This window comes from Pelagibacterium limicola, assembly GCF_015694405.1.
Taxonomy (GTDB): domain Bacteria; phylum Pseudomonadota; class Alphaproteobacteria; order Rhizobiales; family Devosiaceae; genus Pelagibacterium; species Pelagibacterium limicola.
The window spans coordinates 230,722-245,696 of the sequence record NZ_JADQDB010000005.1 but is presented as its reverse complement, the minus strand read 5'-3'; the positions used below and the strand labels follow the sequence as shown (position 1 = coordinate 245,696).

At 61.1% G+C, this 14,975-nt stretch carries 15 protein-coding genes; 12 read left to right on the top strand and 3 right to left on the bottom strand.

All coding sequences use genetic code 11. The features are described 5' to 3' along the window. Positions 1–37 precede the first annotated feature (37 nt). From I2G20_RS12010 to I2G20_RS11995, 4 genes are read left to right on the top strand one after another with little or no spacing between them, the layout of a single operon-like run. Entirely contained in the window at positions 38–2,704 is a 2,667-nt protein-coding gene (locus I2G20_RS12010; RefSeq protein ID WP_425502641.1) for a TRAP transporter permease, read from the top strand. Between the two features lie 9 nt (positions 2,705–2,713). Next, complete coding sequence (locus I2G20_RS12005) at positions 2,714–3,148, top strand: universal stress protein (protein WP_196259954.1); 435 nt, start codon at positions 2,714–2,716, stop codon at positions 3,146–3,148. Between the two features lie 43 nt (positions 3,149–3,191). After that, positions 3,192–4,529: an aspartate aminotransferase family protein gene (locus I2G20_RS12000; protein ID WP_196259953.1), complete on the top strand. Its 1,338-nt coding sequence runs from the start codon at positions 3,192–3,194 to the stop codon at positions 4,527–4,529. After that, positions 4,526–5,356 (top strand): beta-keto acid cleavage family enzyme, encoded by an 831-nt coding sequence (locus I2G20_RS11995; RefSeq protein WP_196259952.1) that lies wholly within the window; start codon positions 4,526–4,528, stop codon positions 5,354–5,356. Before I2G20_RS12000 ends, I2G20_RS11995 begins: the two co-directional genes overlap by 4 nt. A gap of 22 nt (positions 5,357–5,378) precedes the next feature. Here I2G20_RS11995 and I2G20_RS11990 read toward each other — a convergent pair whose 3' ends face one another. The 3 genes from I2G20_RS11990 to I2G20_RS11980 all read right to left on the bottom strand — a co-directional run bounded on the left by I2G20_RS11990 (position 5,379) and on the right by I2G20_RS11980 (position 7,235). Continuing rightward, the gene (locus I2G20_RS11990; protein WP_196259951.1) at positions 5,379–5,933 is read right to left on the bottom strand and encodes a TadE/TadG family type IV pilus assembly protein; all 555 of its coding nucleotides are present in this window, start codon (positions 5,931–5,933) and stop codon (positions 5,379–5,381) included. Positions 5,934–5,947: 14 nt separating this feature from the next. Beyond that, positions 5,948–6,526 carry a TadE/TadG family type IV pilus assembly protein gene (locus I2G20_RS11985; protein WP_196259950.1) on the bottom strand — a complete coding sequence of 193 codons (579 nt, stop codon included), beginning with the start codon at positions 6,524–6,526 and terminating at the stop codon, positions 5,948–5,950. 247 nt (positions 6,527–6,773) lie between these two features. Further along, positions 6,774–7,235, bottom strand: a complete 462-nt coding sequence (locus tag I2G20_RS11980; protein ID WP_196259949.1) for a pilus assembly protein N-terminal domain-containing protein — start codon at positions 7,233–7,235, stop codon at positions 6,774–6,776. Positions 7,236–7,617: 382 nt separating this feature from the next. Between I2G20_RS11980 and I2G20_RS11975 the strand changes: the two genes are divergently transcribed. The 8 genes from I2G20_RS11975 to I2G20_RS11940 all read left to right on the top strand — a co-directional run bounded on the left by I2G20_RS11975 (position 7,618) and on the right by I2G20_RS11940 (position 14,972). Continuing rightward, on the top strand, positions 7,618–7,797 hold the full coding sequence (locus tag I2G20_RS11975; RefSeq protein WP_196259948.1) for a Flp family type IVb pilin: 180 nt from the start codon (positions 7,618–7,620) through the stop codon (positions 7,795–7,797). 139 nt (positions 7,798–7,936) lie between these two features. Next, the gene (locus tag I2G20_RS11970) at positions 7,937–8,119 is read left to right on the top strand and encodes a Flp family type IVb pilin (protein ID WP_196259947.1); all 183 of its coding nucleotides are present in this window, start codon (positions 7,937–7,939) and stop codon (positions 8,117–8,119) included. 15 nt (positions 8,120–8,134) lie between these two features. After that, entirely contained in the window at positions 8,135–8,635 is a 501-nt protein-coding gene (locus tag I2G20_RS11965; protein WP_425502638.1) for an A24 family peptidase, read from the top strand. Positions 8,636–8,824: 189 nt separating this feature from the next. Next, complete coding sequence (gene cpaB / locus I2G20_RS11960; RefSeq protein ID WP_196259945.1) at positions 8,825–9,745, top strand: Flp pilus assembly protein CpaB; 921 nt, start codon at positions 8,825–8,827, stop codon at positions 9,743–9,745. Between the two features lie 9 nt (positions 9,746–9,754). After that, positions 9,755–11,173, top strand: coding sequence for a type II and III secretion system protein family protein (locus tag I2G20_RS11955; protein WP_196259944.1), 1,419 nt, complete (start codon positions 9,755–9,757; stop codon positions 11,171–11,173). Continuing rightward, a complete protein-coding gene (locus I2G20_RS11950) occupies positions 11,088–12,473 on the top strand; it encodes a CpaE/TadZ family protein (protein WP_246473045.1) in 1,386 nt (461 codons plus the stop codon). Before I2G20_RS11955 ends, I2G20_RS11950 begins: the two co-directional genes overlap by 86 nt. A gap of 27 nt (positions 12,474–12,500) precedes the next feature. Next, the gene (locus tag I2G20_RS11945; protein ID WP_196259943.1) at positions 12,501–13,991 is read left to right on the top strand and encodes a TadA family conjugal transfer-associated ATPase; all 1,491 of its coding nucleotides are present in this window, start codon (positions 12,501–12,503) and stop codon (positions 13,989–13,991) included. A 3-nt stretch (positions 13,992–13,994) separates the two neighbouring features. After that, complete coding sequence (locus tag I2G20_RS11940) at positions 13,995–14,972, top strand: type II secretion system F family protein (RefSeq protein WP_196259942.1); 978 nt, start codon at positions 13,995–13,997, stop codon at positions 14,970–14,972. Positions 14,973–14,975 lie beyond the last annotated feature (3 nt).

Here is a 14,975-nt window from a genome sequence, read left to right as displayed (position 1 = left end):
TACCGGCGCGCGGGCGCCGGAGGGATTTCCCGCAAAAATGCTGTTCGGCGTCGCTCTTGCGTGGTCGCTGTTCCAGCTCTGGTACGTTTCCCCTCTCCCCTTCGCCTTCAATTTCCTGATTTTCAACGATACGCAGGCGCGCTCGATCCATCTCGCCTTCGCATTGTTTCTGGCCTTCACGGCTTATCCAGGAATCGTCAAGCGCACCGCAGCGATCCCTGTCTTTGCGATAATCTATGGGATCGTGGCCCTGGCTCTCGCAGTCTTCGCCGGCAATCAGGGACTAGCGGGTAATCCCCAATGGGTCGCGTTTGCCGTCATGGCAGGCGCAACGGCACTCGCCGCTTATGCCGCTGCGCGGCCCGCCCCCCTCCACAGGGTGCCGGCTGTCGACTGGATTCTGGCTTTCGGCGCGGCGTTCGCGGCCGCTTACCTCTATATCTTCTATCATGATCTGGCGCGCCGCCCCGGCGCGCCTCAACTCTTCGATCTCGTCATTGCCGGCATGGGCCTGGTGCTCCTGCTCGAAGCGACGCGGCGCGCCTTGGGCCCTGCTCTGCTGGTCATTGCCGTGATCTTTCTTTTTTACACTTTTGCCGGCCCCTATATGCCGGACATGATCGCCCACCGCGGCGCTTCCTTCCAGCGCGTGATGAGCCAGCAATGGCTGACGGCCGAAGGCGTTTTCGGCATCGCGCTCGGGGTTTCGACCAGCTTTGTGTTCCTCTTCGTCCTTTTCGGCGCATTGCTCGACAGGGCTGGAGCCGGCAATTATTTCATCAAGGTCGCGTTTTCCCTTTTAGGGCATCTGCGCGGTGGCCCGGCAAAGGCGGCCGTGGTCGCCTCGGGCATGACCGGGCTTATTTCGGGCTCGTCCATCGCCAATGTCGTGACCACGGGGACTTTCACCATTCCCTTGATGAAGCGCGTCGGCTTTCCGCCCGAACGGGCAGGGGCCGTGGAGGTTGCCGCCTCGACAAACGGCCAGATCATGCCTCCGGTCATGGGCGCCGCGGCGTTCCTGATGGTCGAATATGTCGGCATCCCCTATTTCGAGGTCATCCGTCACGCCTTCCTGCCCGCTGTTCTCGCCTATATCGGGCTTATCTATCTTGTTCACCTCGAATCGCTCAAAGACGGGCTTGAGGGTCTGCCACGCCGTCATCCGACGACATTTGCCCGCAGCGCCATCAACTTCGGCATTACGGTTGCAAGCATCATCATTCTCGCCGGAGCCGTCTATTACGGTATCGGCTGGACGCGCACGGTCTTTGGGCCGGCGGCAAGCTGGATGGTGGCGATCGGCGTTCTCGCCGCCTATGTGGGTCTGCTCTGGGTGGCCGCCCGTGAACCCGACCTCGAACTGGACGATCCCAACAGTCCGGTGCTCGAACTGCCCGAGGTCGGCACCACCGTGCGCAGCGGGCTCCACTTTCTCCTGCCGGTCGTCGTCCTTGTCTGGACCCTGATCGTCGAGCGCCTTTCCCCGGGCCTTTCGGCCTTTTATGCCGTCAGCTTCCTCATGTTCATCCTTGTGACCCAGCGGCCGATCATCGCCGCCTTCCGCCGGTCGCGCGAACTGGTGCCGGCGCTGATCCAGGGCTTCCGCGAATTAATTGAAGGACTTGCACAGGGCGCCCGCAACATGGTGGGAATCGGCGTTGCGACGGCCTCGGCAGGCATTATCGTGGGTACGGTTGCCCAGACCGGAATCGGTGGCGTCCTCATCGAGGTGGTCGAGTTCATTTCCGGCGGCAATCTGATCGTCATGTTGCTGATGACTGCGGCCATTTGCATCGTGCTCGGGCTCGGACTCCCCACCACGGCCAATTACATCATCGTCGCGACGCTCATGGCGCCGGTGATCGTGGAACTGGGCAGCCAGCAGGGCCTTATCGTGCCGCTGATTGCGGTCCACCTGTTTGTCTTCTATTTCGGGCTGATGGCCGATGTGACCCCGCCCGTCGGACTTGCGGCCTACGCGGCGGCGGCCATCTCGCGCGGCGATCCGATCAGGACCGGTATCGTCGCGATTTCCTACGACATCCGCACGATCATCCTGCCCTTCATCTTCATCTTCAACACTCAGCTTCTGCTGATCGGCGTCGACGATCTTTTCACCTTCGCGGTCGTCTTCCTTTCGGGTCTCGTCGCGATGCTGGTCTTTGCTGCCGCAACCCAAGGCTTTTTTGTCACGCGCAGTCGCATCTATGAATCCCTCCTGCTGCTTCTGGTCGCCTTCACCATGTTCCGGCCCGGCTTCTGGATGGACATGATCGATCCGCCCTACGACATTCGGCCAGGCAGCGAACTCATGGAAATCGTCGAGACCAAGCGCCCCAACGAATTCATCCGGCTCCAGGTCGAGGGCTTCTCGATGCTTTCGGGCGAAGTCACCAAGACGGTGATGCTCAATCTCGGGCCGGACGCCCCGCCCATAGAGCGACTTCGCCATGCAGGCCTCGAAGTCATGGAAATGGGGGGCAATGTCCAGGTCATGGCCGTCGACTTTTCGTCCCAGGCCGAGCGGGTCGGCATCGAATTCGGCATGGACATTACCCAGGTCCTGGTTCCCGACGAGACCCGGCCACCCAAGGAAATCATATTCATCCCGGCCCTAGCTCTGCTGGGCGGCATCTACTTCGTCCAACGCCGGCGGAAGGCCAAGGAGGAGGGCGCCAGGGCCGTCAAGGCCAACGCCTGAGGAGCAGCCATGTACACCAATATTCTCCTGGCGGTGGACATCGCCAATATCGAGCAGGACAAAAAGGCCGTCGAAACGGTGGTCGAATACGCCCGCGCGTTCGGTGCGCAGCTCCATATCCTCACGGTCGTACCCGATTTCGGCATGTCGATCGTGGGTGGATTTTTCCCGGCCGACCACGAGAAGAAGGCCGTCGCCAAGGCCGATGCCGACCTCCATGCCTTCACCGCCAAGGCGATTCCAGCTGAAATCAGGCACCGCCATATCGTCGATCACGGCGTCATCTATAGGATCATCCTCCACTATGCGCGTGAGACCAAGTGCGACCTGATCGTCATGTCGTCGGGCCGTCCCGATCTCGAGGACTACCTGCTCGGGCCTAACGCCGCCCGCGTCGTCCGCCACGCGCGCTGTTCGGTCCTTGTGGTGCGCAACGACGATTGAGGGTATCGACTGTACGAACCGTGTAATCGGGGAGTTGTCCTAGATGAAGTCGCGTCACGTCTTTCCCCGCCATACCCAGGCGGACCTGCCGGTGGCCGTCGCCGGCGATGGCGCGTATCTGATCGATAGTGATGGAAAGCGCTATCTCGATGCCTGTGGCGGCGCCGCGGTCTCGTGCCTGGGGCATTCCGATCCCGATGTCGTTGCTGCGATCAAGCGCCAGCTCGAGACGCTCGCCTACGCGCACACTGCATTCTTTACCACCGAGGCTGCCGAGTCCCTTGCCGACAAACTGGCAAACCTGGCGCCAGAGGGGATCGAGAGGGCTTATTTCGTCTCTGGCGGGTCCGAGGCAATGGAAGCGGCGATAAAGCTCGCGCGCCAATATTTCCTCGAGATCGGCCAGCCCGAGCGCAGGAACGTCATCGCCCGCTGGCAAAGCTATCATGGCAATACACTCGGCGCGCTCTCGGCCGGCGGCAACCGATGGCGCAGAGCGCAGTTCGCGCCCTTCATGGTCGAGGCCATGCACCACGTCTCGCCCTGCCACGCCTGGCGCTATATGGAGGACGGCGAAACCGAGGCCGCCTACGCCGACCGCCTCGCGGCCGAGCTGGAAGAAAAAATTCTCGAATTGGGTCCAGACACCGTTGCGGCATTTCTTGCCGAACCGGTGGTGGGCGCAACCATGGGCGCCGTCCCGCCGGTCGAAAGCTACTTCAAAAAGATCAGGGCCGTTTGCGACAAATACGGCGTGCTCCTGATTCTCGACGAGGTGATGTGCGGCATGGGGCGGACGGGAACGCTGTTCGCCTGCGAGCAGGACAAGGTTGTTCCCGACATGATCGCCATCGCCAAGGGGCTGGGCGCGGGTTACCAGCCCATCGGCGCGTTGCTTGTTGCCGGAAATATCTATGACGCCATCGAGGCTGGTACCGGGTTTTTCCAGCATGGCCACACCTATATCGGCCATCCTGTGGCGACAGCGGCGGCTGGTGCGGTGCTGGACAAGATTGCCGATCCGCATATGCTGGCGCAGGTGCGAAAGCGGGGTGCCGCTCTGATGGATCGCCTGCGCGCAGATTTCGGGCAGCATCCATTCGTCGGAGACATTCGTGGCAGAGGATTGTTCATCGGCCTTGAGCTCGTCCAAGATCGCCAGAGCAAGACGGCCTTTCCCCCCGCTGAACGCATTGCCGCGCGGATCAAGGCCCAGGCGATGAGCAACGGTCTGATGTGCTATCCCATGAGCGGCACTATCGATGGGGAAAACGGCGACCATATCCTGCTCGCACCGCCCTTCATCATAACGGACGAGCAGATCGGCGAATTGGCCGAAAAACTCGACAAGACGCTTAAAACGGCCTTTGCGTCTGCATGAGCGCTCCCGCCCTCATCATGGTCGCCCCCAACGGTGCGCGCCGCACCAAGGCCGACCACGAGGCAATCCCCCTGACCATTGCAGAAACGGCGCGGGTTGCGGCTGAGTGCCGGGAGGCTGGGGCCGACGCCATCCATGCGCATTTGCGTGACCGAGATGGGGCGCATATCCTCGATGCCGATGGCTACCGTGAACTGATGGCCGCAATCGCGCGCCAAGCCGGTCCCGATATGGTCGTACAGATAACCACCGAAGCCGTTGGCCGCTATTCGCCAGCCGAGCAACGCGCGGTGGTCGATGCAGCCCGGCCCGAAGCGGTCTCCGTTGCGCTACGGGAAATGCTCCCGGATGTAAGCGAGGAAAGCCAAGCGGCGGCGTTTTATGCCAGGTGCAGTGAGCGGGCCGTAGCCGTCCAGCATATCCTTTACGCGCCGGGGGAACTGACACGGCTCGCAGATTTCGTTGCGCGCGGCATCGTGCCGGGGCGGGAGCAGTCGATACTGTTGGTGCTTGGGCGCTATACAACAGACCAGCAGAGCGCACCCGGCGATCTTGTGCCGTTTCTAGCAGCAATGCGAGAGGCAGGAGACGCGGTGGGACCGTTCATGACCTGCGCATTCGGCCGCGGAGAAATCGCCGGCCTCGGCTGCAGCCTCGCGTTCGGCGGCCACGCCAGGGTGGGTTTCGAGAACTCTATCGAAAAGCCTGACGGGGCGCCACCGCGGGACAACGCCGAAAGTGTCGCGACGATTGCAGCAATTGCTGAAAGCCTCGGGCGGAAACGTCCCGATCGTGCTACCGCCCTCGCCACGCTGGGGCTTCGATGAGGGCGCCAGGCCTCGCCGCCTGTTATTGTATGACGATCTCCTGGCCGAAGCGCGGGATATAGAAGAACTGCTTATAGAGCTGGATATCGGTGGTGATCACATAGCCGACCACCGGATGGTAGGTGTACCAGGCCTCCGAGACGACCACATAGTTGTCGCGCGCCAGATTGGTGATTTCGGCGGGGAGTGGGTAGGTCGCGTTCTGGCTTTGCGGGGTGGCACCGTTTGCGCCACGGCTGGTTCGTACCCGTGCCGTGCCATCCGCATCGACGTAGACGATGGTCAGCAGCATCGAAGTCTGGCTGCCGTCGAACGGCAGCATGATCGCCTGGCTGGCCGAGAAATAGTCGTTCAGCGTCGAAACCGGCAACGTGGTCCGCGTTTGCGCGACGAGATCGCCCAACGTGCCCGCCACCGAGGCTAGCTTGCGATCGGCCTGTATCCCTTGGGAAATGTCGACCGAACCGAGATAGAGGACGAGGAGCACCGGGACAACCAGGGCGAATTCCACCGCTGCGACACCCTTCTCCGAGCGCTGGAGGAGGGCAAGCAATTTGCGGAAACGAACGCGGAACATCGACATCGCCACCCTCATGAATTGCCGGGGGGCGGCGCGGGGAAGGTGAAGGGTTCGTTGCGGAACACGCGCGCTGAGGCGAGCAACCGCTTTCCATCGGCGGTCACCCCGGTCATCAGGCCCGGAACAGCAATGATCGTGGGCCACTTGTAATAGGCTTCGACGACGACAATGCTGCCCCCCGTGCCGGGCTGGTATTGTTCCTGAATGCTCCACTCCCCGCTTTCCGCGTCCAGCGGATTGCCGGTGGAGAAATTGGTGAACGCCTGAATCTCCCGAACCGTTATGCGCAACTGGTTGCAATCGAACATGCCGAGAAGCCGCCCGCAGATATCGGCCCGATACTGACTGGCCGACAATGCTTGCTGGTGTACCTGCCCGGTGCGAATGAGGCGCGAGGAATCGTGGACCGCGCTGTCGAGCGCCTGTCCGGCGAAAAAGACCAGTGCGGTCTCCATCGCGGCTCCGATAATGGCGAAAAAGATGGGCGCGAGGAGGCCGAACTCGACCGCGGTGGCGCCGCCATCGGCGCGCATCACGCGTCGCGCAAAAAGCCTCGCCAGCGAAAGGGGGGAACGATGCGCCGATTTCATTTGCGTCCACAGCCGGTAACGATTGTCCGAAAACCGGGAAGACTTTAAGCACGGCTACCCTAATGCACCCTTAGACCAATTCCTAAAGTGCGGCCTAATTAGGGGAAGGGTGAATCCGGAGTTAAGTACGGCGCCAGAATGCTTGTCTGTCACTACTATTAAGCAAGCAGCCTCGCTTTCGTCTTCGCCGTTCGGGTGAAGGCCGACGAAGTGAACGTATGAGATTGCAGGACTTGTGAAAGCCGTTCTACCGCGCTGCGTCGTTCACCATCGAGCTCGACATGATGACGGTCGAGGTGTAGCTGCCGTCGTCGCCAAGCGTTATCGTGGGCTGGCAGGCCGGTGCGCACGAAAGCGAGGTGCGCTGGCTCCCCATGAAGACGGTCACAGTATCGCTAACCAGCTGGGTCACCTCGACGATGGTATCGGCAATCGGGTCGCCCCGGCTGTCGAGAATGATCATGTTGGTCCGCCCATAGCTCTTGCCGGTCAATACCAGCGTCTGCGGATCCTGGATGGTGACGTCGGCAACCGCGGGGTTACCGATGATGACCGTCGCCGCGGGAGCTGAAAGGCGCAGGACGCGGGCCATATTGGCATTAACCGAAACGAGCGTCGTTTCCTCGTTGGCCACAACCGGGCCGACGCCTCCCAGGGCTGGTAAGGCAAGGCTTGCGGCTATTAACGCACTGCGAACGAAACGCGGCATGACTTATTCCCGTGGATACGCGGGCAACCCCGCTATGGTTACCCGATGATGGCGGGCAATGGTTTATATTTGGCAAATGAGCAGGCGGCAGCCGTTTGCACCTGGGGCAATTATCCCATGGGCGTGGAACCGGAGAACGGTCGCAACGTTTCGTCTCGGCTGGAAAGAGCGCCAGTTAAGGCTCAAGGTCGGCAATTCATTCAACTTTATCTATCGCCGTAACGACTTAATAATCATAGGAATTATTGGCCTGAGAGCAACAGTTTTGGGGCTTTCGATTAACTCAATTTCAACGGCTCAAGTCTAGCGTCATGCCCGAGTTCGATGTGTGACGCGTCGAACGATGCAGTCACTTCATGGACGCACGAACAAGGAGCAAGTTATGAATCTCTTCAAGAAGTTTGCCGCTGACGAATCCGGTGCAACCGCGATTGAGTATGGTCTTATCGCGGCTTTGATGGCTGTGGTAGTGATCACCGCTATCGGTTTGATTGGGGGACCCCTCCAGCAGGCATTCCAGAATATCGGCAACACGCTGACCGGCGCTGGTACCGGCGGCTAAGTGCGCATTTGCGTGCAGTCGAGAAGGGGGGCATTGCCCCCCCTTTTTATTGTATATATTGGGTTTGATATTAACGGCAAATTCACTCCACAACCCTAGGGTCTGCGTAGAGCTTGCAAACCGTTTGAGGGGGCGCTTCATGTTCGGTAGAGCCGTGAAAAGGATGTTGGCAGATGAATCTGGCGCAACAGCCATAGAGTATGGCCTTATCGCAGCGTTGCTGTCGATCATAGTTCTGGCTGCGGTTTCGCTGATTAATACGCCGGTCGGCGGCTTATTTGGAAGAATTCCCGAGTATTTCTCGAATATTTCATTTGGTTGACGGACCCGATTGCACGTGGCTTGGGCTCTGCTATTTGTCTTCCCCGCCCTCATGGCCTTCGCGGCCTTTTCTGACCTTCTGACCATGCGCATTTCCAATAAGCTCGTGCTGGCGACGGCGGCGAGCTTTTTTGTCCTGGCGCTGGTTGTGGGCTTCGATATCGCACAGATCGGCTGGCACATCGCAGCCGGTGCCCTGGTGCTCGCCATCACCTTCGGCTTTTTTGCCGCCGGATGGATCGGCGGCGGCGACGCCAAGCTCGCAGCGGCCATCGCGCTGTGGTTCGGGTTCGAGCCGATGCTGCCCTTCCTGCTTTATGCTTCGATCTATGGCGGCGCGCTGACGCTTCTCATTCTCATAGGCCGCCGCTACATGCTTCCGGCGCCCCTGATGCAGATTGGCTGGATAGAGCGCCTGCACAACGAAAAGACCGGCATTCCCTACGGCATCGCCCTCGCTGCCGCCGCCTTGATGGTCTATCCCGCGAGCCCGGTTTTTCTTGCATTGGTGAAATAACCGACCGCGAAGTGAAGTACTGCCCAGGCGGCTTTTTCGGTGGCCGTTCGCTGCACCCTGTTAAAGCATCCATTAAACCATTGGTTAACCTTTAGAAAAAAGCCACGGTTAACCAAGTTTTGACCCTTTGAACCCCATAGTTGCGCCCAAAGTCTGCCTGCCGCGAGCGGCGGTTGTTGGAGTAAGGCTATGAAACCGGCGCGTATTCTGCTTATTGTTGTTGCCCTTGTGGCCGGAGGCCTGGCGGCGTTTCTTGCAACCCGGGGCGGCAACACACCCCAGCCGCAGACCGTCGAGGTCACCCAGATCCGGGAAGAGCCCAAGACACGCGTGCTGGTGGCCACTCGTGCCATCGGCCTCGGCCAACGGCTGACGGCGAACGATGTTTCCTGGCAGGACTGGCCGCAAGGCGCCATCCGCTCCGAATACCTGACAGCAGAACAGATCCCCGACGCACCGGCGCAAATTGCGGGCTCGGTGGCGCGGTTCGAATTTTTCCCCGGTGAGCCGATCCGCGAGGCCAAGCTCGTCCGTTCCGAGCAGGGTTATCTTTCCGCCGTCATCACCGAAGGGATGCGGGCGGTCTCAATCCCTGTCACACCGGAGTCGGCCTCGGGCGGCTATATCGTGCCCAACGATCGGGTCGATGTCGTTCTCACCCGCTCGGGCTCGGCCTATTCGGAAACCATTTTGGCCAATGTGCGCGTTCTCGCCATCGGCAAGCGGTTGGGCGAGGTCGGGACCACTGCCGGCGCGGCCGATCCTCAGGAGCCTACGTCTCAGGTCTTCGATGGCAATCAGGTGGCGACGCTGGAGCTGACGCCGGTTCAGGCTGAAACCATTCTTAATGCGACGACCGCCGGAAGGCTCGCGCTGGTGCTGCGCTCGGTGATCGATTTCGCGCAGGCCCCGAGCGCCGAGCAAGGTCGCACCCAGGCCGTCCGCCTCATTCGCTACGGGCAAACTCAAGCCGTGATGGCCGGTAGCTATCAGGGTTCGGATTCAGGGCAGTCTGCCGGCTTCAGCCAGTCTGGTTCGGGGTCGGAGTCCGATCCCGTTCCCATGTTCGATTCAACCCCACCCGACGCCGCGCCGGGCGAGCTGAGATAGGTGTTCAAGATGCCGACGAAAATAATGAACAGCGCCTGCATCCCTCTCAGCGTCCGCCGTCTCCTTCTGGCGGGATTAGCCGCGCTTGGCCTGGCAATGGCGGCCGCGCCGGCGGTTGCCAATTCCTCGGCCCATCTGTTGATCGGGCATAACGAGATCGGGCGCACCCAGCACATCCAGATCGGCGTCAACAAGTCGATCATCATCGATCTGCCGGTCGAAGCCGGTGAGGTGATCGTTTCCCAGCCGGGGGTGGCCAACGCGATCATGCGCACCCGCTCGCGGGCCGTCATTCAGGGCATCGCGGCCGGCGAAACCAATATCTTCTTCCTCGATTCCCGCGGCTCAGGCATTGCTGTGATCGAGATTTCCGTCGCGCAGGATGCAACCGGTCTCGCCGCCACCATCAACCGACTCATCCCCGGCGCGCGCGTGCAGGTGCAGTCCTTTGCCGATGCCGTGGTGCTTTCCGGGCAGGTCAATTCCGCAGACGACCTCGAAAAGGCCGTCGCCATAGCCGGCCAGTTCGTCGGCGGGCCAGATTCGGTGACCAGCGTCATCAATGTCGCGGGCGGCCAGCAGGTCATGCTCAAGGTGACCGTCGCCGAAGTCAGCCGCGAGGCGGTGCGCCAGCTTGGAATCAATCTCAACGCCTCCTTCGGGACCTCGGCAATTCTCCAGACCAATCCGTCTCTGGGTGGCGCTTCCGGTGTCTCGGGCAACCCCAACCTGCTGACCGCCAATATCGGCGCCGGCAATTTCTCGCTTACCGCCCAGTTGCGCGCGCTCGAACGGCGCGGTGCGATGCGCACATTGTCCGAACCCACGCTGACCGCCATTTCCGGCCAGTCGGCCGAGTTCCTCGCGGGCGGAGAATTCCCCGTTCCTGTCTCGGTGGACGCTGACGGCAAGATCACCTACGAATTCAAGGAATTCGGCGTCAGGCTCAATTTCACGCCGACGGTGCGCTCGAACGGCATCGTGGGCCTCGTGGTTGAAACCTCGGTTTCCGAACTGACCACCGAGGGTGGCATCAACACACCCATCGTGACCATACCGGCCACGCGCGAACGTCGCGCTTCGACTTCGGTCGAACTGCCCAATGGCGCAACACTGGCCATCGGCGGGCTGATCGAGGACCGTGTGCGCCAGCAAATCAACGCGCTGCCCGGATTGGGTAACATCCCGATCCTCGGTGCGCTGTTCCGCAGCCGCGACTTTGTCCACTCGCAGACCGAACTGGTCATTCTCGTTACCCCCATGATCGTGCAGCCGAGCTATGCCCAGCCGCAACTGCCGACCGACACCTATGTTCTGCCAACCGAAGCCGAAGCGATCTTCCTTGGTCGTATGGAAAGCCTTTACGGGGTTGGCGGCGGGCAAGGCGGCGGACAGTTCCGCGGTTCTGTCGGCTTCGTTCTGGATTAAGGGCAAGGCGGAAGAAAAGATGAGCTTTATCGACAACGACAAGTCCGATCCCGCCAATCAGGCGCCCGCGGCCGAAGCGCCGACCGGGGCGCGGCTGGTGCCGCGCATAACCATCCAGGCCTTCTGCGAGCAATCCCAGACCGCCCAGATGATCGAGGATGCGGCCCATGATCGGCGCATGGCCAAGGTTGCCCTGACAACCCATAACGGGGGGCTCGAAGGCGCGGTCGAGACCTATAGGAGCAACCCGACTCCCAACCTCATCATCGTTGAAACGACCCTTCCCTCAGAAACCATGCTCGCGGGCCTTGAGCGGCTTGCCGAGGTTTGCGATGCCTCGACCCGCGTCATTGTCATCGGTCACGTCAACGACGTGGTGCTTTACCGCGAGCTGATGCGCTCGGGCGTGTCGGACTATATCGTTATGCCGGCCACGACGCCTGTCCTCGTCAACGCCATTTCCGAATTGTTCGCCGGGGAGGGTGCAGCCCCGATCGGGCGCACCATCGCCTTTATCGGGGCCAAGGGGGGCGCCGGCTCGTCCTCCATCGCCCATAATACCGCCTGGTCGATCGCGCGTGCCATCCGTCAGGACGTTCTGGTGCTCGATCTCGATCTGCCCTTCGGCACCGTGGGGCTCGATTTCAACCAGGATCCGCCCCAGGGCATGGGCGATGCCGTATTCGCCAACGAAAAAATGGACGTGGTGATGCTCGAGCGGTTGATGAGCAAGGCCGCCGCCCACGTCCATCTGCTGACGGCGCCTGCAGTCCTCGACCGGACCTACGATCTTTCCGAGCGCAGCTTTGAGCAGATCATCGAGTTGAGCCAGAAGCAGGTTCCCTGCGTCATTCTCGATATCCCGCATGTGTGGACTGAGTGGGTGCGCTACACGCTGGCCGCTGTCGACGAGATCGTGATCGTCGCCGAGCCTGACCTTGCCAACCTGCGGAACGCAAAGAACATCGCGGATATCGTCAAAGGTTTGCGGCCGGGCGAACACGAACCCCTTCTCGTCATCAACAAGGCCGGCATTCCGAAAAGACCGGAAATTCCGGCCGACGAATTCGCCGGCGCCGTTGAATGTCGCCTGATCGGCCAGATTCCCTTCGATGCCGCCATATTCGGCACCGCGGCCAATAACGGACAGATGATCTCCGAGGTTTCCGCTACCCACAAGATCAACGACCAACTCAAGACCATCGGGCTCGAGGCTACGGGCCGCACCATTTCCGCGCCTCAATCGCGTTCCGCGGGTTTCAAGCTCCCCGACCTTTTGCGCCAGCTCAAGCGCGCATAGGGAAGGCGAGGGAAGGACTAACCTGAGATGTTTGGCAAGCGCACGAGTTTTGGCGGTAACACGCAGGCGACGCCTCCGGTCCCGAGGCCCGTGGCAGAGACGCCTCCTCCGCGCGCCGAGGTCCCCCGCGCCGCGCCCGCCGCCAGGCCGGACGCAGCCCCGTCCACCCCCGTTCGCCCGGCGCGCGAAGAAGTGTTGGATATCCACGCGACCGAGTCCGCGGCGCGCGACAAGAATTATTTCCAGACCAAGTCCTCGATATTCAACGCCCTGATCGATTCGATCGATCTCTCTCAACTCGCGGCGATGGATCAGGTCTCGGCGCGCGAGGAAATCCGCGACATCGTCGCCGAAATCATCGCGCTCAAGAATTTCGTGATGTCGATTGCCGAGCAGGAAGACCTGCTCGAGGATATCTGCAACGACGTGCTGGGCTACGGCCCGCTCGAGCCCCTGCTCGCGCGCGACGACATCGCCGACATCATGGTGAACGGCTCGCAGAGGTGCTACATCGAAGTGGGCGGCAAGGTGAAGCTCACCAATGTGCGCTTCCGCGACGACGCACACCTGATGAATGTCTGCCAGCGCATCGTTTCCCAGGTCGGCCGCCGCGTCGATGAATCCTCGCCCATATGCGACGCGCGCCTGCCCGATGGTTCGCGCGTCAACGTCATCGCGCCTCCGCTTTCGATCGATGGACCCGCGCTCACCATCCGCAAGTTCAAGAAAGACAAGCTCACACTCGCTCAGCTCGTCAAATTCGCCTCGATTTCCCCGGAGGGAGCCGAAGTGCTCCGTATTCTGGGGCGTATACGCGCCAACATCCTGATTTCAGGCGGTACCGGTTCGGGCAAGACAACGCTTTTGAACTGCCTCACCGGCTTTATCGAGAAGGACGAGCGCGTCATTACCTGCGAGGATTCGGCCGAGCTTCAACTCCAGCAGCCTCACGTGGTGCGCCTCGAAACCCGCCCACCCAACCTCGAGGGCGAGGGGGAGATCACCATGCGCGAACTGGTGCGCAACTGCCTGCGTATGCGGCCCGAACGCATCATCGTGGGCGAAGTGCGCGGACCCGAGGCGTTCGATCTGCTACAGGCCATGAACACCGGTCACGACGGTTCGATGGGCACGCTCCACGCCAACTCTCCGCGCGAGGCGCTATCCCGTCTCGAATCGATGATCACGATGGGAGGCTTTGCCCTGCCCAGCCGCACGATTCGCGAAATGATCGTCTCTTCAATCGACGTCATCGTTCAGGCTGCCCGTCTGCGCGATGGCTCGCGCCGCATCACGCACATTTCCGAAGTGCTGGGCATGGAAGGCGACGTGATCGTGACCCAGGACATTGTCCTTTACGACATTATGGGCGAGGACGCGGCGGGCAACCTTATCGGACGGCATCGCTCGACCGGTATCACCAAGCCCAACTTCACCGAAAAGGCGCGCTATTTCAACGAGGAGGCAGCCCTTGTCGAGGCACTCGAGCGCGCCAATGTCGAATTCAGGGATATCTAGACGATGTCCCCCCTCCTTTTGGCAATTCTGGTCATGGTCTGCGTCGGGGCGCTGGGCTTTGCGTTTGTGCCCCAACTGGCCGGCTCCGGTCGGGCCGAGAAGCGCAAGAAAGCACTCAAAGGCGACGTGACGGTCCAGCGTCAGGCCGTAAGCGCCCAGAAGACCCGCGACAGTCGCCGCCGCACTGTGCAGGATGCGCTCAAGGCTCAGAGCCAGCAGCTCAATGCCCGCAAGGCCAAGAAAACGTTGCGGGCCCGCATCTTTCAGTCCGGCATCAAGATCGACCCGCGCGCCTGGATACGCAATTGCATAATCCTTGGGGTGGTTCTTTTCGTCGTCCTCATCGTCCTGCAAGTGCCGATCTGGTATGCGGCGGTTTTTGCCGCTGCTGGCGCCTACGTGCTGCCCAACATGTATCTGGCCAACCGGCGCAAGGCCTATCAGAGCAAATACCTCGATGAGTTGCCTAATGCCGTTGAGGCGATCGTGCGCGGTGTCAAATCGGGCCTGCCGCTCAACGATTCGATCCGCCTCGTCGCCCGGGAGGTCAAGGAGCCGGTCCGATCCGAATTTACGCGCGTTCTCGAACAGCAGTCGGTGGGCCGAACAATCCAGGAATCGGTGGAGGTGCTGTTCGAACGTGTCCCGCTGCCCGAGGTCAATTTTTTCATTGTCGTTATTGCCGTTCAGCAGCAGGCGGGTGGCAATCTCTCCGAAGCGCTTGGCAACCTTGCGCGCGTCTTGCGCGATCGCAAGAAGATGAAGGCCAAGGTCAAGGCGATGAGTTCGGAAGCCAAGGCTTCCGCAATTATCATCGGCTCGCTGCCGATCTTCGTGGCCGGTGCGGTTTCGGTAATCAGCCCGCAATATCTTCTCCCGCTGATCACGACCAATGTCGGTATCATCTGCCTTGGCGTCGCCGGGCTCATGCTCGCCGCCGGCATGTTCGTGATGAACCGGATGATCCAGTTCGACTACTAGGAG

Excerpts from the sequence above, each read along its gene's own strand:
- I2G20_RS12010 (WP_425502641.1), top strand. The coding sequence starts at position 38 with ATGCTGTTCGGCGTCGCTCTTGCGTGGTCGCTGTTCCAGCTCTGGTAC.
- I2G20_RS12005 (WP_196259954.1), top strand. The coding sequence starts at position 2,714 with ATGTACACCAATATTCTCCTGGCGGTGGACATCGCCAATATCGAGCAG.
- I2G20_RS12000 (WP_196259953.1), top strand. The coding sequence starts at position 3,192 with ATGAAGTCGCGTCACGTCTTTCCCCGCCATACCCAGGCGGACCTGCCG.
- I2G20_RS11995 (WP_196259952.1), top strand. The coding sequence starts at position 4,526 with ATGAGCGCTCCCGCCCTCATCATGGTCGCCCCCAACGGTGCGCGCCGC.
- I2G20_RS11990 (WP_196259951.1), bottom strand. The coding sequence starts at position 5,933 with ATGTTCCGCGTTCGTTTCCGCAAATTGCTTGCCCTCCTCCAGCGCTCG.
- I2G20_RS11985 (WP_196259950.1), bottom strand. The coding sequence starts at position 6,526 with ATGAAATCGGCGCATCGTTCCCCCCTTTCGCTGGCGAGGCTTTTTGCG.
- I2G20_RS11980 (WP_196259949.1), bottom strand. The coding sequence starts at position 7,235 with ATGCCGCGTTTCGTTCGCAGTGCGTTAATAGCCGCAAGCCTTGCCTTA.
- I2G20_RS11975 (WP_196259948.1), top strand. The coding sequence starts at position 7,618 with ATGAATCTCTTCAAGAAGTTTGCCGCTGACGAATCCGGTGCAACCGCG.
- I2G20_RS11970 (WP_196259947.1), top strand. The coding sequence starts at position 7,937 with ATGTTCGGTAGAGCCGTGAAAAGGATGTTGGCAGATGAATCTGGCGCA.
- cpaB (WP_196259945.1), top strand. The coding sequence starts at position 8,825 with ATGAAACCGGCGCGTATTCTGCTTATTGTTGTTGCCCTTGTGGCCGGA.
- I2G20_RS11955 (WP_196259944.1), top strand. The coding sequence starts at position 9,755 with ATGCCGACGAAAATAATGAACAGCGCCTGCATCCCTCTCAGCGTCCGC.
- I2G20_RS11945 (WP_196259943.1), top strand. The coding sequence starts at position 12,501 with ATGTTTGGCAAGCGCACGAGTTTTGGCGGTAACACGCAGGCGACGCCT.
- I2G20_RS11940 (WP_196259942.1), top strand. The coding sequence starts at position 13,995 with ATGTCCCCCCTCCTTTTGGCAATTCTGGTCATGGTCTGCGTCGGGGCG.